Origin of the sequence: Photobacterium lipolyticum, from assembly GCF_003026475.1 — a bacterium.
GTDB lineage: Bacteria > Pseudomonadota > Gammaproteobacteria > Enterobacterales > Vibrionaceae > Photobacterium > Photobacterium lipolyticum.
In genome coordinates, this window is record NZ_PYMC01000001.1 from 553320 (window position 1) to 570937 (window position 17618).

Sequence of the window (17618 nt, forward strand, 5' to 3'; positions counted from 1 at the left end):
AAATTTCCCTTAAAATCCAAGACTGGATAGCAAATCATCAACGTCATCTTGAGAAGCCACCACATCAGAGCGTTCTTCAGCATTGACGATTGGCCCTTCAGCGGCAAGTGCATTCACTTCCCTGAGGGCTTCAGTTCTATCATCTTGTTCCATGCCAAAAGCTTTCAGGATATCAACCAACCGATCTTCAACTTCATGTACCAGTTCAATCACCCGGCGAATAATCTGACCGGTAAGATCCTGGAAATCTTGAGCCATCAGGATTTCCGTTAAATGGTTTCGAAGCTCACAGCTATCACCTTCGACCTGTACCAACAGATGATCAATGCCATGACACAGCGTTTTGAACTCACTGAGTTCAATCTGCCCATTCATCAATTGTTTCCACTGTGGGTGAACTTGCAGCAAGTTCTGATGCAGTTTATCAGCGATAGGCAATGTGATTTCAACTGCATCCATTGTTTTATTTGCTGCCGCTTCGGTTTTGTCTATCACATAGGACAAACGACCACGAGCATCAGGTATTTCGGTCTTCGCTAAATCATTGATGCGGGGATCCAGGCGAAAATTTGCCAGCGAGTCATGTAACTGCCGGGTTATTTTGCCCACTTCCGCAAACATGGGGTCATGACTATCGGAAACCAAAGTCTGCACAAGCGAATTAGCATCTGCCTGTTTGCCTTGTTCCAACAAACTGACCAGCTGTTTTGCCTGATCGAGTGAAATCATTATTATTATTATCCTTTTAGCATCCGACTCATGATGATTACTGCAACCGCTCAAAAATCTTATCTAATTTCTCTTTTAGCGTTGCTGCGGTAAATGGCTTAACAATGTACCCATTTACACCGGCTTGTGCGGCTTCAATAATCTGCTCGCGCTTTGCCTCGGCCGTGATCATCAGTACCGGCAGGTGCCTTAATTCAGCATCTGCACGAATGTGCTTCAGCAAATCAATACCTTGCATACCCGGCATATTCCAATCGGTAACGACAAAGTCAAAATCACCTTTCTTCAGCATTGGTAGTGCAGTCAATCCGTCGTCCGCCTCAAGGGTGTTATTAAAACCCAAGTCACGTAGCAAGTTTTTAACGATACGGCGCATTGTTGAAAAGTCGTCAACAATGAGGATTTTCATGTTTTTGTTCAAAGTTGCCTCCACTGAGGTCACAGTGTTTTTATCTAGGTTTAATTTAGTAATACTAAACAGTATTAAGCAGCCCAAGCTTTCAGCTTGGATCGTAAACGTTGCATAGCCTGACTCTGAATCTGGCAAACCCGGGATTCACTCACCCCGATAACGGCCCCGATCTCTTTAAGATTGAGTTCTTCGTCATAATAAAGAGACAGAACCAAAGCCTCTCTTTCAGGTAATGTCTTGATGGCTTCAGTCAATGATTGACGAAAATTATCATCTACAACGCCCTGAAAGGGAAGATTTTCTTCCAGTGACTCTTCACTTGCCACTGCATCTTCTGACACACCGAGATCATCCATCCCAACCAGACGTCCACAATTAACATCATTTAACGCCTGATGGTACTGATCGAGTGTCATTTCGAGATATTCAGCGATTTCCTGGTCATTCGGGTCACGTCCCAGTTCATTTTCTAACCGGGAAATGGACTCACTGATACGTCGGCCATTCTTATATACAGAACGGGGGACCCAGTCGCCACGACGAAGATCATCGAGCATCGCTCCCCGAATACGAATACCGGCGAAGGTTTCGAAGCTCGCCCCTTTCGTCGGATCGTAGTTTTTTTGTGCTTCCAGCAAACCGATCATGCCGGACTGAATCAAATCTTCTATGAGCACGCTAGGAGGAAGCCGACCCATAAGATGATGGGCAATACGTTTAACCAGCGAAGAATAACGCTCGATAAACGCTTGCGGACTTTCCTTGTAGCGTCCGTAAGTGAGGGCTTTATTCACCGACAGACACCTCAACAGGTGCTTTTTTTACGATTAACTTCTCAACAAAAAATTCTAGGTGACCGCCTGCATGGGTGGGGATAGGCCAAGTCAGCGCTTTGTTGGACAGAGAAGTTAACGCTAATGATGCCGGACAACGAGGGTATGCTTCAACGACAATTTTCTGACGCTTCACAGCCTGGCGGACGCGATCATCAAGCGGAACACATGCCACTAATTCCAGATTTGCGTCTAAAAAACGCTCTGTCACCCGGGTCAACTTGGTGAATAAATCACGACCTTCGCGATAACTGCGTACCATATTGGCGACAATTTTAAACCGTTGAACATCGTATTCACGGCTCAATAATTTGATTAGTGCGTAAGCATCTGTAATTGACGTCGGTTCATCACACACCACAACCACCACATCCTGGGCGGCACGAGAAAAACTCAGTACCATATCGGAGATACCTGCGGCAGTGTCAACTAACAGCACATCAATATCGTCCTGCAAGCTGCCAAACGCACGGATTAAGCCAGCGTGCTGTGCTGGGGTTAATTCTGCCATATTTTGCGTACCAGATGAAGCTGGCACGATTTTTACACCATAAGGACCTTCAACAATAATATCCTGAAGCTCACATAACCCCGCCAATACGTGCGACAAATTGCGTCCGGACCGTAACCCTAACATAATATCGACATTGGCCAGACCTAAATCAGCATCGAGCACCATGACTTTCTTACCCTGGCGGGCCATAGAGATCGCCATGCTTAGCGTAACATTGGTTTTACCAACCCCGCCTTTGCCACCCGTCACTGTTATAACCTTGGTGGATGATAATTTTGTCATACGGCGCAAGCCGCTAGCTTGATCGTGCATCATGTTCTCAATCATAAAAATCCGCCGCCTGATCTTCTGAGTTATCACTACTCCAGAAATGAGATTGCTGGCTAATTTCTTGTTCTAATAATTCATTAGCGCGTGAAACAAGGTAGTTACCGGTGGCAACTTTTATGTCTTCCGGCACACGTTGACCGTCTGCTAAATAGGCAATAGGCAATGCATTTTGTATTGTTACGCACATCACTTCGCCTAAACTTAACGACTCATCAAGTTTTGTCAGCACACACCCTGAAAGCGGTATCCGACGGAAGTGTTCAATAGTTTCCTGTAATACCCGACGTTGTGCCGTTGATGGCAATACCAGGAAACTACGGATATGTGCGCCACTGTTTTGCATTAATGTATCAAGTTGCTCAGATAAGCGAATATCCCGCTGTCCCATACCGGCAGTATCGAGCAACACTAAACGGCGGTGTCGCAACTGATGAAGTATATCGGCAAGTTCTTCAGCATCTTTAGCAACTCGTACTGGACATCCCATAATTCGGCCGTAAGTGGCTAATTGTTCATGAGCACCAATACGGTAAGTATCTGTTGTAACCAGTGCAATCTCATCAGGGCCGAAGTCCATAGCCGCTCGTGCTGCCAGTTTTGCAATGGTGGTGGTTTTACCCACGCCAGTCGGCCCCAGAAGCGCCACGACACCGCCGGTTTCTAAAATACAGTCGCTGGTGGTGATGATCTGATCTGACAATAAATCTAATACTGCCGGCCAGGCTTCATGAGCCGGTACATCTTCAGGAATATAACAAGCCAGCTGATCTGAGAGTTCCGGGGATAATCCCATTTTTTCCAGACGTTTGATCATCATGGCGCGCATTGGCTCTCGGCGTTCAACTTCCTGCCACATCAAACCGGACAGCTGATGTTCCAGCAAACGACGAATGGATGCCATTTCATTGCGCATCACATCAAATTCATCATTCTGACGGCCAGATTTTGAGTCATAACGGGTAGGATCAAGGCGTGACTGACCCGTCCGATCGGCACCACGGCCAAAATCAGATTGCGGCTTATGGCGCGAAGCAGAAGGTCGACGAAAATCACCGCTGTCCATGACTGAATTTGGCTGGCGTTGTCCCGGACCGGCAGATCGAGACTGGCGCTCATCAGCACCTCGTCGCGCTGCTCCTTGCCTGAAACTATCAGCATTCATGTTTGTTTTTGGAGCATGTCGAGGTTCGTTCTGGCTGTAACCGTTGCGGTTCGGACTCGTATTATTACGATTCTGGCTGCTGCCGCTACGATTAAGGCTATTACGTTCGGGCTGCGAACTATGTGCACCATGCTGCTTCGACTGGCGCTTTAACAGCGCTGATAATGAATCAATTTCACTCTCGTCTTGGCCATCATGATATGACTCACCCGCTTGCGGTTTATCACCGGTATAGCTTTGCAGCACATTGGCAAAGCGGCTGACCGCCGACGGCTGTTTTAACTGCACCTGATCATCAGCCAGCTTGCGCTTAGCTTGTCCGAGGCGGCTGGCCAGTGCATCGCGAGTCGCCTGAAGGGCTTTCGGCGGCTCATTGGCAACGTCTGTATCAACGGCGGCAACAATTTCAACCCCACCCGTGACTTTCTTATTCGACATGATCACGGCATCAGCACCGAGCTCTTCTTTCACTTCGCTCAGTGCAGTCCGCATATCCTTGGCAAAAAATCGTTTAATTTTCAATTTTGTCTTCCCGTCAGATGGCGCTTCACCATGCTTGTACGTTTTACTCAATTACCGACTTGTTCAGTTGTCTACTGACTTAGCCACAATCTGTTTCGTTGCTACGGGCTTAGTTGCCCACCGCATTCACAATACGTATCTGTTTTTCATCAGGCACTTCCTGATAAGACAGTACGCGTAGACTCGGAATGGTATTTTTAACAAACTTCGCTAAGGTGGATCGTAATACCCCAGAAGTCAGCAGTACTGCAGGCTCCCCTTTCAGCTCTTGCTGCTGGGTTGCCTCGGTGAGCGAACGTTGTAGTCGTTCTGCCAAACCAGGTTCAATGCCTGATGATTCACCACCGGCAGACTGCATTGTTTTATGCAAAAGTTGTTCCAATTCTGGAACCAATGTAATCACCGGCAATTCAGGCTCTATTCCATTGATTTCTTGTACGATCAGGCGTTTTAGGCCAATTCTGGCTGCGGCTGTCAGTATGTCAGGATCTTGACTCTTCGATGAATATTCAGACAAAGTCTGAACAATTGTTCGAATATCGCGCACCGGGATAGCTTCATTGAGCAGGTTCTGCATCACTTTCACCACAACGCCCAGAGGTAGCTGATCCGGTACAAAGCCATCGATGAGCTTAGGCGTTGATTGCCCCAGCATCTCAAGCAGGTTTTGTACCTCTTCATGGCCCAGCAACTGAGACGCACTATTGGTTAAAATCTGACTTAAATGGGTGGCCAGCACCGTTGCCGAATCCACCACGGTATAACCCAGCGCCTGAGCATGCTCCCGTTGGGCTTCCATGATCCATACCGCTTCCAGGCCAAAGGCCGGATCGGTTGTGTTTTCCCCGTCAATGGTACCGAATACCTGGCCCGGGTTAATCGCCAGCTCCATATTGGGATGAATATCCGCTTCACCACAAGCGACCCCCATCAAGCTGATACGGTAGCTATTCGGCGGCAATTCCAGATTATCCCGAATATGGACTGGCGGAATAAGAAAGCCAAAATCCTGGGATAGTTTTTTGCGGACCCCTTTGACTCGGTCAAGCAACTCACCGCCCTGCTCTTTATCTACCATAGGGATCAAACGGTAACCGACTTCAAGACCGATAATGTCAACAGGTTGAACATCGTCCCATGAAAGTTCTTTTTGTGATGGTTGCAATGCCAGTTCGGTCGACGGTTCCTCTTGCTCAACCAATGCCGCTTCTTTTTCTTTTTTCGCGCGCCAATAAGCAAAACCACCAATCATCATTGCAAAAAACAGGAAGGGAACATGGGGCATGCCTGGCACAATGCCCATTACAAATAAAATACCCCCCGTAATAATCAATGCTTGCGGGTTATTGAATAACTGGAAGTTCAGTTGCTGCCCCATGTCCTCGTCAGTATTTTGACGGGTCACCATCATTGCCGCACCAATAGACAATAATAGTGAAGGAATTTGAGCGACCAGACCATCACCGATCGTCAGCAAGCTATAAATTTCAATGGCATTACCAAATGACAGGCCATGTTGACCCATACCGATAATCAGCCCCCCCACGATATTGATCACCAAGATCAAAATACCGGCAATGGCATCACCTTTTACGAATTTAGACGCACCATCCATCGAACCGTAAAAGTCGGCTTCTTTGGTTACTTCAAAACGGCGGGTACGTGCTTGTTCCTGATCAATCAGTCCGGCATTCAAATCAGCATCGATCGCCATTTGTTTACCCGGTAAAGCATCCAGAGTAAAGCGGGCACTCACTTCTGAAATACGTCCCGCCCCCTTGGTGACAACCATGAAGTTAATGATCATCAGGATAAGGAATACCACCAGACCTACAGCATAGTTACCACCAATGACCACAGAACCAAAGGCATCAATCACCTGGCCAGCAGCATCTGAGCCATCATGTCCATACAATAAAACCACACGCGTCGATGCCACGTTCAGTGCCAGGCGAAGCAAGGTCGCGATTAACAACACGGTTGGAAATGCGGCAAAGTCCAGTGGGCGACGCGTATAGATGGTGACCAGCAATACCACTAAAGACAAAGCAATATTAAAGGTAAATGTCATATCCAGTACCAGGGGAGGTATCGGCAATATAACCATCGCTAAGGTTGCAAGCACCACGATAGGCGCACCAACAGCGGGCATAGACTGTAATCGGGATAACGGTAATTTATCCGTAAAAGGTATCAAGAACTTCATGAAATATAATTATTCGGCGCGCTACTGAAATTGCTATTGAAAGACTCTTTTAAAATGTTTGAGCCTGATTAGGAACCATGCAGGATGCAAAAACCATGCCCTAAGTTGCTGTCATTTTTTTGACCCCGAGAGAGACTAACAGAAGTCCGGATAAGCCACGAGAAGACGAGTGAGTTCTGTGACATTTAGCCTGCTTTAAAATAATTTTAATTTTACATAACGTCCCGATGCACCGGCTAATATGAATCATGTCTAGCATTAGTGACGTAACTCTGGTGGAATATCCATCGCTTCTTTCGCTAGCATTGGTCTTTTTCCTCGCCCTTTTCGGTACTGTTTTAACTGGAAGACATACGCTAAAATTTGCGCCACGGCGGTAAATAACCCGTCAGGTATCTGCTGCTCCAATTCTGTCGAATGATAAATCGCTCGCGCCAACGGGGGGGCCGGCACGATATCAATACTGTGCTTATTGGCAATCTCACGAATTTTAAGTGCCAGATGATCGATCCCTTTCGCAATAACAACCGGCGCCTTATCAAGATCAGGATCATAGCGTAAAGCAACCGAAAAGTGTTCCGGGTTAGTGATCACGACATCGGCTGTAGGCACATCTGCCATCATCCGACGCTGTGCCATTTCCCGCTGCAACATACGAATACGCCCTTTCACTTCCGGTTTACCTTCAGAGTCTTTATATTCGTCCTTCACTTCCTGTTTGGTCATTTTCAGCTGTTCATTGTGCTGCCAGATCTGATACGGCACATCAATCGCCACAACCACCAGCAGTGAACAACAAATCAAAATGACAAAGTTCAGCAAAATATCTAACGCATGGAAAATATTGGTCGGATACGTTTCAACGCTAAGCTGGAAAAAATCGTCGAGACTGGCGTACATCAAGTAAAATGCCACACCAGCCACTAATCCGATTTTGAGTATTGATTTTATCAGCTCAACCCAGCTTTGACTGCCAACCATCCGCTTGAGGCCACTGAGCGGGCTCATCTTTGACAACTTCGGTCTCGCCGCCTCAGCAGAAAAACTCACCCCGCCTAGCCCCGCAGCACCAATTAACGCCGCGGTAAAAAGAAACAGCAGCACTAGACTCAGCGGCAATGCAATGTGCCACACAGCCAGGCTAATGATCGAGAACAGCTTATTAAGATCAAAGATGTCATCACGACTTAACGAGAACATTTTCGTCATAATCTGGGCGAGCGACGTCCCCAGCCCTTCACCAAACCACATCAGCGCCACAGCACCTGCAATCAGTACCGCAACTGAAGCCAACTCTCTTGAGCGCGGAACCTGACCTTTCTCCCGCGCCTGCTCCAGCCTTCGCGGGGTGGCGGATTCGGTGCGTTCCTGACCGTCTGAATCTGACATTTAGATATCTTCTCGTTATGAGGTTCTAGGTTCCAGTACTTAATCACAGAAGTTTTGACCAGTTCAGCAACAAAACTTCGTCATTCCGTAAAGTGAGGAACGAACTTATACGGAATCTAAGGCGCACACGGTTAGAACTGGATCCCGGATATCTCGTTCCTCGATTCCGAGATGACGTCCTTCAACTAGTCAAAACTTGTGTGAAACGGTTCTAGATTCTAGGGCTAGCAGTCAACTCGAACCAGGCTACATATTTGCTCAAAACCAAACTGCCAGTTGTATTCATACTGTGGCAGCATTCCCATCACCAAAAACCAGCTGATCAACAAGCCAAGTAACAGCGCCAATGAAAAACCAAGCGAAAAAATATTCAGCTGAGGTGCCGCCCGGGTCATAACACCAAATGATAAGTTCACCGTCAACAAGGCAATAACACCCGCCAGCGCCATATTTAACGCCGCTTTGAACATATAGCCAAACCACTCGGTCAACTGATAATAATCCACCGGCTGTAACATTGCCTTACCAATCGGTAAGGTTTTAAAACTGAGCACCACCACGTTGAGCATGGCCAGATGGCCATCGGTCGACAGAAACAACATGATGGCGAGAAACAGGTAGAGCTGACCGAGTACCGGCGTATTCTGCCCATTCGCCGGATCAACCATCGATGCGAAACCGAGGCTCGATTGCATACCGAGGATCTGCCCCACCAAGACAAAAGTCTGGGTAACAAACTGAGTCACCATTCCCATCGCGACCCCGATGATCACTTGCTGGCCGGTCGTTATAAAACCTTTCAAAGACAATAAGGCAAGATCTGCCGGCACCTGAGGCAAAACGGGCATCACGGCAAACGTGATCGTTACTGCCAGATACAGGCGAATTTTAGGAGACACGAACCGTGCACCAAAGAAGGTCATCGCCATCATCATGGCTGAGATGCGGGTCAAGGGCCAAAAATAATTGGCGATCCAATCAAGGAGCAGCTCGGATGGGTAGGCCATCGGGTTATTTGCCTATCTCTATACGATATGGTTTTTTCATACATGACACTCTGATACACAACCCTTTGATATACAATGCAGCTTTCATATGCTGACTACCTTTTTTTCGTCGACTAATATAACAACTGGGGTATTTGTTCGACAATCCGGAAAAAGTAGTCCATCAGCATCTGCGTCATCATATGGCCGAAAAACATCAAGGCCAGCAAGGTAACGATCAGACGAGGCAAAAAGCTCAACGTTTGCTCGTTAATGGATGTCGCCGCCTGAAAAACCGCAACCACCAAGCCAATCAGCAAGCCCGGAACCACAATTGCACAAACCATTAGCAACACCATGTACAAGGCTTCTTGGAAAATTTCGACAAACGCTTCAGGTGTCATAACATTTCCTTTCTGAATTGGTATCAGATACCAAAACTCCCCGCCAAGGTAGACAAAATCAGGTTCCAGCCATCAACCAGCACAAATAACATCAACTTAAACGGCAACGACACAATCATGGGCGACAACATCATCATTCCCATCGCCATTAGTACCGATGCGACAACCAAATCAATGATTAAGAAAGGTAAAAACAACATAAAGCCGATCTGAAAAGCTGTTTTCAGCTCAGAGGTGATGAATGCCGGGATCAGTACCGTCATCGGGACGTCTTGCGGATCGGTTGCCGTTGAGCCCGACATGTTAACAAAGCTTTCCAGATCTTTGACCCGGGTCTGTTTCAGCATGAACTGCCTGAGTGGCTGCTGAGCAGCGTCGAAAGCTTGCTGCGCGGTGACTTCTTCATTGATATACGGCTGGATGGCATCGGTATTGATCTTGTCGAGTACCGGTGACATGATGAAAAAAGTCAAGAACATCGCAATACCGATAATCACCTGATTCGACGGTGTCTGCTGTAAGCCCATTGCCTGCCTTAAAATCGACATCACCACCACAATACGGGTGAATGATGTCATTAAGATAACAATCGCCGGCAAGAAGCCTAAGGCTGTCATCAATGCCAGGATCTGCAGGGTTACCGAGTAATCTTCGGTGCCGTCTGGATTGACGGTAACAGAAAAAGCAGGAATACCGCCACCACCGCCTTGGGTCAACAAACGAGATGCACCTTGTTCCTTTTGCATCGCGCTGGCAGTGACACTTTCTCCACCTGCCGACAATGCCGGTAACTCGTTAGCCGTAGTTTCCGCCATTACCGACAAGCTAAAGAAAAAGGCAAAAGCCGCCAAAATGGCGGCAATAATATTATTTCTTATCATTGATTTTTAACAACTTGCTTAGGTGGTTAGAAAAATCCCCACTTTGCTGTTCAGCCAGTGGCAACGGCTCTTCTAACTTGGTTAGCAGCGAGATATTGTGTTGCGTTACCCCGACGAGCAATTGCTCGTTTCCGACCTGCAATAACACAATGCGTTCCCGCTGGCCGATAGGCAATTGCTTCAGCACTTTCAACGAGCTGTCTGCCCCTTGAATACCTGGTAACTTCATTCGTCTTACCAGCCAGGCTAAAAACAAGATAAGCAGCACAACTAACATCAACGAGGCTAACGTCGTCGCGACATTGATCTCGGATGCTGGCGCAGCCAATACAGGTTGGCTGATAAAGGCAAAGCCAGCACCAGCGAATAGAGATAACGGATATTTCATGGTTAACCTTAACGAAGTTTCTTAATGCGCTCGGTCTGACTGATCACGTCTGTCAGACGAATACCAAACTTGTCGTTAACCACAACCACTTCGCCGTGAGCAATCAGCGTACCGTTAACCATCACATCCAGTGATTCACCGGCAATACGATCTAACTCCACCACGGAGCCCTGATTCAATTGCAGCAAGTTACGAATACTGATTTGAGTACGGCCCACTTCCATCGAAATGGTCACCGGAATGTCCATTATCGAATCGAGCTTACGCCGTTCATCATCCGAAATTGGCGTGCTTTCATCTGTGAGCTCTTCGAGAGGAGCCGGCTGCGCGGCTTCTTCAACCACCTGCTCTGCAAGTGCAGCAGCCCAATCATCAGCAATCTGTTGGTCATTTTGAGACATAACTTACACCTGTCATTTAATCGTCTGATTTATCTCTATTAATTTCTGTCAATGCCGAACCTAACTCATCACGGTCGAGAAAAGCCAAATCGGTTTTCATCATATCCGGACGCTTAAGTTTTTCGGTCACCTTCAAAGCGATGTTATCGCCAGATTTACCCATTTTAGCGCGGTAGGTTGGCAGATCTTCGACAAAAACAGTCGCCGATTCCGGTAAGTCAATCGGTATAATATCGCCGGCCTGCAACTCCATCAAATCACGCAATGATAAATCAAGCTCCAACAGATTGGCGCGAATATTCACTGGAACATCCATGATTTCATCACGCAAGGCTTTGCTCCAGCGTACATCGGTATCCATCTTGTCACTCTGCACACCGGCATCGAGCAGTTCGCGGATCGGTTCAACCATGGAGTAAGGCATCACTACGTGGAAATCCCCCCCACCACCATCCACTTCAATATGGAACGAACTGACGACAATCACTTCTGTTGGACTCACAATGTTAGCCATGGTCGGGTTTACTTCTGAGTCAAGATATTCAAACTCAACGCCCATAACCGGCGACCAGGATTCACGGTAGTCTTCAAACACCAGTTTCAGCAGCATCTGGACTATGCGACGCTCTGTCGGGGTAAACTCTCGCCCTTCGATCTTGGCATGGAATCGGCCGTCACCACCAAAGAAGTTTTCCACCAGGATAAAGACAAGGCGGGCTTCCATAGTAATTAATGCCGTCCCTTTAAGCGGCCTGAATCGCACCATGTTCAAACTGGTCGGAACGTACAGTGTATTCTGGTATTCACCAAATTTGATCATCTGTACGCCGTTAATTGATACTTCTGCAGTTTTGCGCAGCATGTTAAACAAGCTTATGCGCATATGTCGGGCAAAACGCTCGTTGATCAGTTCCAACGTTGGCATTCGGCCACGGACTATTCTGTCCTGAGATGAAAAGTCGTAATCGGCTACACGGCCGCCATCGGCAACCGCGGGCTCTTCATCTTCTACGTCATCAACACCATGTAGCAGGGCATCAATTTCGTCTTGAGTTAGTAAGTCACTCACATTAAACCTATTGCATTACGAAACCAGTGAAGAGCACTCGCTCGACGACTTGTTTACCAGAGACTTTCATCATCGCAGATTGTATCGCAGACAGTGCCTGCGTACGTAAGTCAATACGACCACTTGGGGTACGTAATTGCTCTACCGTTGCCGCACCAAATGCTTGTAATAACGTACTTTCAATCAACGGGGTATGTTGCATGGCTACAGCTTCATTACTATCACCACGTACCATTAACTGTACTTTGACTTGTACCAGACGATCGCGTTTATCACCCGTGACATTAAAAATAAATGGTTGCGGAAGAATAACGTAATAAGCAGGCTCAACCTGAGTTGCTTGCTGTGTCGCGACAGTGCTCTTTTCCGGCTCAGGGGAATCATCCCCCGTCAGTAACCATGCACCGACGCCACCGCCCAGTAGCACAACGACGAGTGCGATGATAATAATAAGCTTTTTTTTGCTTCCCGTATTTTCAGCGCCTTCTGCCATTCTTCCTGTTATCCTTTATTATCTATAATTTTTCGTAGTTTATTTAAAATCAGTCACTTAAAAAGAAAACTTATGTTCAGTGCCTCACCGTTCTCTAATAGTGGCACCTTCTAAGTTTAGCTATTTTCTAAGCATAATAATCCACCCGGTCATCAGCCTGTTTCACAAACATTTCTATCGCTTCTGAGCCTGAATGCCCCACTTCCGATTCACTGCCTGTGTGATGGCTGCCGCCAGATTGTTGCTGGGTACCACCTTGCTGACCAGATTGGCCTGCAAATTGTTGACGCGACGCGTCTTGCTGCACCGTGCTTTGTGCTAACTGTAATCCTTGCTGGTGAAGCATCTCACGTAATCTGGGCATTGCCTGTTCAATCAGATCACGGGTTTGCTGATTACCGACCGTAAACTGGACCGAGGCCTGATCCTGATTAAGTGAGAGTTTAATCTGTAACTTACCTAACTCTGGTGGATCTAAACGGATATCAACATGTTTGAGGTTCTTCGACATCATCATGTTTACTCGCTCAGCCACTTGATCACCCGCTTGTTCTTTAGACAACTGCAACGGGCTTTGTGCCTGCACTAAGGCTTCACTTTTTGCTTGCCCGTTAATACTCTGTTGCCCGGACAAAGAGCTGATCTGATGTGAAAGATCGGCTGGTTTCGTCTCTGCATTCATGTTGGTCGTATCATCAACCGTCGCAGCCAGAGCAGCACTGTTCATCGCCGTATCCATCAGCCCCGTATCACCGGAAATCGGATCTGCTGATCCAGCAGCTGTCATCACCATTGCGCCCGCCAGTAGCGGCGATGCCTGAGTAGTTGTCCAGGGGATTACCGGTGCACTGTCTACCGGAGCCGCCTGAACGGTACCATTGACGACGGTTGCTGGTGTTGCAGCAGCACCTGAAACCGCAGACGTATTTGCCAAGGCTCCCATTGCCAGCCCTGACGTACTCAGTGACGGCTTATTTAGGTCTGCGGTATCGTCAGCATCAACCCCCGTCTGCATTTCTGCCGGTAACATATCCGCAGGCAACGTGACTTTGCCTTCGACTGCCAGCTCACCCTCGGTTGGCACCGCCATACCCGCGATCACTTGAGGAATGATATTTTCACTGATTTGTTGCGGTTGCGTCAACTCAGTGGATAGCTCTGCCGAAATCGCAGCCGTTGGTACTACCATACCCGCGATCACTTGAGGATCTATGCCTTCACTGTTCGGTAACGGTTCGCTCGCTTGGCTATCCGACGCAGTCACCTGTGCAGATGACGCTGCAAACACATTAGCCAGTTGCTCCTGACTGAGCTCCGATTTGTTCTTAACGTCCGCTTCAGATAAAGGTAGCCCAGCAAGATCCTGCCCACCAGTCACCATCGCTGTTGTTGCCGCCACACCGCCAGTGTCTGGCGGCAAAGTCTTGCCAGCAGTTGAATCCGGCTCAGACAGTTGCTGATTGGCTGCCGATAAGCGGTTAAGCAATTCTTCACCGTCCGCCATTATCTGCTGCTTACCCTCCGAATCAAGCGCTGTTTCTTGTGAGTCAGCCTGCATGCCCGAGATTTGTTCGCTCTCAGTAGCAGATGCGCTCAATTTGCTCACTTCGGCGTTCGGTTTTATTTCAGCCAGCTGAACATCATCACTCACCGCATCAGAATTAATCTCGCTAGCTAGGTTTTGAGCTGAAACAGAATCAAGCTCCTGATTTTCTGAGTCAACGTTATCTGAACTTACCTTTTTGGCCGCACTCGCTGGCGTGTCTTGTTCATCACTGATTACGCTTTTCAGCTCACTGGCAAAACGGTCTGATCCATTGCTCGCCGAAGACAGTTGCGGATTACCCTTTACGCTTTCAGCCGTCGCTTTTCCTTCAGCGGCCACTTTTCCTTTACTCGCTCGAGGTAATGATGTTGAAAAATCTGCTGACAATAGGCTAGACGAATTCATTGCGACTCTTTACATTGAAAATACCAGTCATCTTTTTATGCAAAAAACGCACCAGATCACATAGTTCGAAAAGCGACTAGCTAGTACCCTTTCACAAAAATTATGAATGGTTGAACAGCTAAACACGTCATCCCGGAATCGAGGGACGATATATCCGGGATCCAGCTCTAACCGTGTGCGCCTTAGATTCCGTATAAGTTCGTTCCTCACTTTACGGAATGACGAAGTTTGGTGGCTGAACTCCGCAAAACTTCTATTATGAAGTACTCGCCTCCCGCTCCCTAGCGCCTGCGAGAAAACTGCAGGGTCGCAAATTCATCCATCATCAGTTGTTCTTGCCGATCGAGCTTTTGCTGCCGTTCCGTCTGTTTTTTGTCTAACAGCCATTCGATCGAACGACGCTTTTTTCTTACCTCGTGCCAATGTTCGCTGCACTGTTCCACCTGAAAGTCAAACTGATAGCCGGCTTCTTTTTGCTTAGCAAGCGTCTCATCAAGCTGAGTCAGGAATTTTTGTAAATGACTATACGAACTGGCCGTCAACCCTTGCTGACCACGCACTGAAAACTGTTTACAGTAATCAAGTCGGTACTGTTCAATCTGCTGCAGCTGCTGAAGATAATTATCCCGTTCTAACCGGGCCTGATTCAACGCGAGCGATGCCTGGTGTTCTTCATCTTTGGTTCTACTTAAAATCAGTTCTAATGCACTGTCTGACATAGCCGTTCCAATCTTCTCAGTCCATTAGCCTCAGGGGCTGTTTATCTTTCAACATAGTTGCTGCGTTTTAGTCTTTTATTGACCACTTAAGGTTGATCGCAACATATTGACGCACATATCGTATGGTACAGACTCTTTCATTTCCTGCTGCAGATAAGCGTCTAGTTTTGGCTTGAAGATAAAGGCTTGGTCGATACTTGGATCCGTGCCGGGTTTATACGCCCCGATTGAAACCAGATCCTGATTCTTCCGACAAATGGACAAAATCTGCCGCACGGCTTTTGACATCAACATGTGCTCGTCACTCACAATCGCAGGCATTACGCGGCTAACCGAACGTTCAACATCGATGGCCGGATAATGCCCGGCATCGGCCATTTCTCGGGATAATACAATGTGACCATCGAGGATCGCCCGCGACGCATCGGCGATGGGATCCTGTAAATCATCCCCTTCGGTCAGCACAGTAAAGAAGGCTGTAATTGACCCCTGACTCTCACTACCATTCCCCGCTCGCTCTACCAGCGCCGGTAATTTGGCAAATACTGAAGGCGGATACCCTTTCGTCGCCGGAGGCTCACCCACCGACAAGGCAATTTCACGCTGAGCCTGAGCAAATCGAGTCAATGAATCCATCAACAACAGAACATCTAACCCCTGATCTCGGAAATATTCCGCGATAGTCAAAGCTGTCTGGCAGCCTTTTAAACGCATTAAAGGTGACGCATCAGCAGGAGCGGCAATAACCACTGCACGCTGGCGTCCCTCTTCACCGAGGATCTCGTCAATAAACTCTTTTACTTCCCGGCCACGTTCGCCGATCAACCCGACCACAACAACCTGCGCTGTCGTGCCGCGGGTCATCATGCCTAGGGTCACCGACTTACCGACTCCTGAGCCGGCAAATAATCCGATACGCTGCCCTTTACCAACCGAAAGCAAACCATTAATGGCTTTAATACCCACATCAAGCGGCTCTTTAATCGGCTTACGCGCTAATGGGTTGATCGGAGTAGCATTGAAGGATGCGCGGGTGGCGGTAAAAATCTCGCCCAAACCGTCAAGCGGATTACCGACGCCATCGATCACCCGGCCTAATAATTCAGGCCCGACGGGTAAGCCGCTGTCCTGTAACACCGGAGTCACTCTGGCACCGGGCATCACACCAGTAAGCTGTTCACTGGGCATCAGAAATAAGGTTTCACCCGAGAAGCCAACAACTTCTGCTTCCATCTCACCGTTTAAGGTTTCCACCCGACATAGGCTACCAACAGGCGCACGGCAGCCAATGGCTTCTAGCGTTAACCCGACAACGCGAACCAGTCGTCCGGAAGCAACAGGGCGACACGCTAACCCTTCAGTCTGGTGTTGAGAAAGTCGCGTTGCCAATGAAGAAGGCATTACTGCCCTCCTGCCGTCTGGCTGTTGACTCCATTAAATTGTTGCAGTAGGTGGCGAATACGATCTTCAATAAAATAATCGACTGTGGAGTCCTGTGACTGCACGTGAAGATCACCACGATTGAGTGACGGCTCCGGTTGTAATGACCACTTTCGCTCTGCCAGATCTTCTTCCCCGTATGCCTTGCGCACCACTTCAAGATCATCAGGGTGAAGACTTAGCTTTGTCTGACGCTCGGCTATCGGCAAAGTAGCAATCACTTCACGGATGGTATTGAGTATGACTTGAGGATTGGTCTGCACTTCTACCCGTATTAATTCACGGGTCAGGCTGGTTACCAGATTCAGAACCTGATTTTCCACATCGGTATCGAGTTGTTGTAATGGCGTGGCAAGCTGCTCGATCAACTGAGTGAGATGCGATACCTGCTCACTAATTTGGGTTTGCCCCTGCTCCAGCCCTTGTTCCAGCCCTTGCTCACGGCCTTCTGTCAGGCCCGTTTCAAGTCCTTCGACCTTACCTGCCTCGAAACCTTCAGCATGCCCGGCAGCTTTGCCCTCTGCAACGCCTTCATCATAGGCAGATTGACGGATCTCTTCTAAGTCAGAAGCCGTTAACGGGGGGGGGCCTTGCTCTTCTTCCTCTTCAAGCTCCTCTAGCTGCCAGCGCGGATCGTAATTAAGGACATTATCACTTGGTGCCTCTTGTTGCTGGCTGTAGTCCGGGTATGCCCAGCGTTCAAGCTCCTGCGCCTGATGCTCAGAAACACGAAGAAAACCGCGGCGGCGTTCATTCGTCATACTGGTAACCTATGACAGGAGTTCATTA

18 protein-coding genes are annotated in these 17618 nt (G+C 48.1%); all 18 read right to left on the reverse strand.

The annotated features are described in order from the left end of the window. Positions 1–9: 9 nt before the first annotated feature. Positions 10–729, reverse strand: coding sequence for a protein phosphatase CheZ (locus C9I89_RS02410; protein WP_107281732.1), 720 nt, complete (start codon positions 727–729; stop codon positions 10–12). Between the two features lie 37 nt (positions 730–766). Next, complete coding sequence (gene cheY, locus C9I89_RS02415) at positions 767–1138, reverse strand: chemotaxis response regulator CheY (protein ID WP_170107603.1); 372 nt, start codon at positions 1136–1138, stop codon at positions 767–769. A gap of 74 nt (positions 1139–1212) precedes the next feature. Beyond that, on the reverse strand, positions 1213–1935 hold the full coding sequence (locus C9I89_RS02420; protein ID WP_107281734.1) for an RNA polymerase sigma factor FliA: 723 nt from the start codon (positions 1933–1935) through the stop codon (positions 1213–1215). After that, positions 1928–2815 carry a MinD/ParA family protein gene (locus tag C9I89_RS02425; protein ID WP_107281735.1) on the reverse strand — a complete coding sequence of 296 codons (888 nt, stop codon included), beginning with the start codon at positions 2813–2815 and terminating at the stop codon, positions 1928–1930. The genes C9I89_RS02420 and C9I89_RS02425 overlap by 8 nt, the downstream gene beginning before the upstream one ends. Beyond that, positions 2808–4502 (reverse strand): flagellar biosynthesis GTPase FlhF, encoded by a 1695-nt coding sequence (flhF, locus tag C9I89_RS02430; RefSeq protein WP_107281736.1) that lies wholly within the window; start codon positions 4500–4502, stop codon positions 2808–2810. Before flhF ends, C9I89_RS02425 begins: the two co-directional genes overlap by 8 nt. Before the next feature lie 109 nt (positions 4503–4611). Next, positions 4612–6708: a flagellar biosynthesis protein FlhA gene (gene flhA, locus C9I89_RS02435; protein WP_107281737.1), complete on the reverse strand. Its 2097-nt coding sequence runs from the start codon at positions 6706–6708 to the stop codon at positions 4612–4614. Between the two features lie 258 nt (positions 6709–6966). Further along, on the reverse strand, positions 6967–8097 hold the full coding sequence (gene flhB / locus C9I89_RS02440) for a flagellar biosynthesis protein FlhB (RefSeq protein WP_107281738.1): 1131 nt from the start codon (positions 8095–8097) through the stop codon (positions 6967–6969). Positions 8098–8321: 224 nt separating this feature from the next. Further along, positions 8322–9104 carry a flagellar biosynthetic protein FliR gene (gene fliR, locus C9I89_RS02445; protein ID WP_107281739.1) on the reverse strand — a complete coding sequence of 261 codons (783 nt, stop codon included), beginning with the start codon at positions 9102–9104 and terminating at the stop codon, positions 8322–8324. Positions 9105–9217: 113 nt separating this feature from the next. Then, positions 9218–9487: a flagellar biosynthesis protein FliQ gene (fliQ, locus tag C9I89_RS02450; protein ID WP_107281740.1), complete on the reverse strand. Its 270-nt coding sequence runs from the start codon at positions 9485–9487 to the stop codon at positions 9218–9220. 23 nt (positions 9488–9510) lie between these two features. Then, positions 9511–10368: a flagellar type III secretion system pore protein FliP gene (fliP, locus tag C9I89_RS02455; protein ID WP_107281741.1), complete on the reverse strand. Its 858-nt coding sequence runs from the start codon at positions 10366–10368 to the stop codon at positions 9511–9513. Beyond that, positions 10355–10756 carry a flagellar biosynthetic protein FliO gene (gene fliO, locus C9I89_RS02460; RefSeq protein ID WP_107281742.1) on the reverse strand — a complete coding sequence of 134 codons (402 nt, stop codon included), beginning with the start codon at positions 10754–10756 and terminating at the stop codon, positions 10355–10357. The genes fliP and fliO overlap by 14 nt, the downstream gene beginning before the upstream one ends. An 8-nt stretch (positions 10757–10764) precedes the next feature. Then, complete coding sequence (fliN, locus tag C9I89_RS02465) at positions 10765–11157, reverse strand: flagellar motor switch protein FliN (protein WP_107281743.1); 393 nt, start codon at positions 11155–11157, stop codon at positions 10765–10767. Positions 11158–11173: 16 nt separating this feature from the next. Then, complete coding sequence (gene fliM, locus C9I89_RS02470; RefSeq protein ID WP_107281744.1) at positions 11174–12226, reverse strand: flagellar motor switch protein FliM; 1053 nt, start codon at positions 12224–12226, stop codon at positions 11174–11176. 7 nt (positions 12227–12233) lie between these two features. Further along, positions 12234–12719 (reverse strand): flagellar basal body-associated protein FliL, encoded by a 486-nt coding sequence (gene fliL / locus C9I89_RS02475; protein WP_107281745.1) that lies wholly within the window; start codon positions 12717–12719, stop codon positions 12234–12236. Positions 12720–12846: 127 nt separating this feature from the next. Beyond that, complete coding sequence (locus C9I89_RS02480) at positions 12847–14670, reverse strand: flagellar hook-length control protein FliK (protein ID WP_107281746.1); 1824 nt, start codon at positions 14668–14670, stop codon at positions 12847–12849. 281 nt (positions 14671–14951) lie between these two features. Continuing rightward, positions 14952–15389 carry a flagellar export protein FliJ gene (gene fliJ / locus C9I89_RS02485; RefSeq protein WP_107281747.1) on the reverse strand — a complete coding sequence of 146 codons (438 nt, stop codon included), beginning with the start codon at positions 15387–15389 and terminating at the stop codon, positions 14952–14954. Positions 15390–15464: 75 nt separating this feature from the next. After that, entirely contained in the window at positions 15465–16790 is a 1326-nt protein-coding gene (gene fliI / locus C9I89_RS02490) for a flagellar protein export ATPase FliI (RefSeq protein WP_107281748.1), read from the reverse strand. Beyond that, entirely contained in the window at positions 16790–17590 is an 801-nt protein-coding gene (fliH, locus tag C9I89_RS02495) for a flagellar assembly protein FliH (protein WP_107281749.1), read from the reverse strand. Before fliH ends, fliI begins: the two co-directional genes overlap by 1 nt. Positions 17591–17618: the final 28 nt, after the last annotated feature.

Excerpts from the sequence above, each read along its gene's own strand:
- C9I89_RS02410 (WP_107281732.1), bottom strand. The coding sequence starts at position 729 with ATGATTTCACTCGATCAGGCAAAACAGCTGGTCAGTTTGTTGGAACAA.
- C9I89_RS02480 (WP_107281746.1), bottom strand. The coding sequence starts at position 14,670 with ATGAATTCGTCTAGCCTATTGTCAGCAGATTTTTCAACATCATTACCT.
- cheY (WP_170107603.1), bottom strand. The coding sequence starts at position 1,138 with ATGAAAATCCTCATTGTTGACGACTTTTCAACAATGCGCCGTATCGTT.
- C9I89_RS02425 (WP_107281735.1), bottom strand. The coding sequence starts at position 2,815 with ATGATTGAGAACATGATGCACGATCAAGCTAGCGGCTTGCGCCGTATG.
- fliP (WP_107281741.1), bottom strand. The coding sequence starts at position 10,368 with ATGATAAGAAATAATATTATTGCCGCCATTTTGGCGGCTTTTGCCTTT.
- fliQ (WP_107281740.1), bottom strand. The coding sequence starts at position 9,487 with ATGACACCTGAAGCGTTTGTCGAAATTTTCCAAGAAGCCTTGTACATG.
- fliL (WP_107281745.1), bottom strand. The coding sequence starts at position 12,719 with ATGGCAGAAGGCGCTGAAAATACGGGAAGCAAAAAAAAGCTTATTATT.
- fliJ (WP_107281747.1), bottom strand. The coding sequence starts at position 15,389 with ATGTCAGACAGTGCATTAGAACTGATTTTAAGTAGAACCAAAGATGAA.
- fliR (WP_107281739.1), bottom strand. The coding sequence starts at position 9,104 with ATGGCCTACCCATCCGAGCTGCTCCTTGATTGGATCGCCAATTATTTT.
- fliO (WP_107281742.1), bottom strand. The coding sequence starts at position 10,756 with ATGAAATATCCGTTATCTCTATTCGCTGGTGCTGGCTTTGCCTTTATC.
- flhA (WP_107281737.1), bottom strand. The coding sequence starts at position 6,708 with ATGAAGTTCTTGATACCTTTTACGGATAAATTACCGTTATCCCGATTA.
- fliH (WP_107281749.1), bottom strand. The coding sequence starts at position 17,590 with ATGACGAATGAACGCCGCCGCGGTTTTCTTCGTGTTTCTGAGCATCAG.
- flhB (WP_107281738.1), bottom strand. The coding sequence starts at position 8,097 with ATGTCAGATTCAGACGGTCAGGAACGCACCGAATCCGCCACCCCGCGA.
- fliI (WP_107281748.1), bottom strand. The coding sequence starts at position 16,790 with ATGCCTTCTTCATTGGCAACGCGACTTTCTCAACACCAGACTGAAGGG.
- fliN (WP_107281743.1), bottom strand. The coding sequence starts at position 11,157 with ATGTCTCAAAATGACCAACAGATTGCTGATGATTGGGCTGCTGCACTT.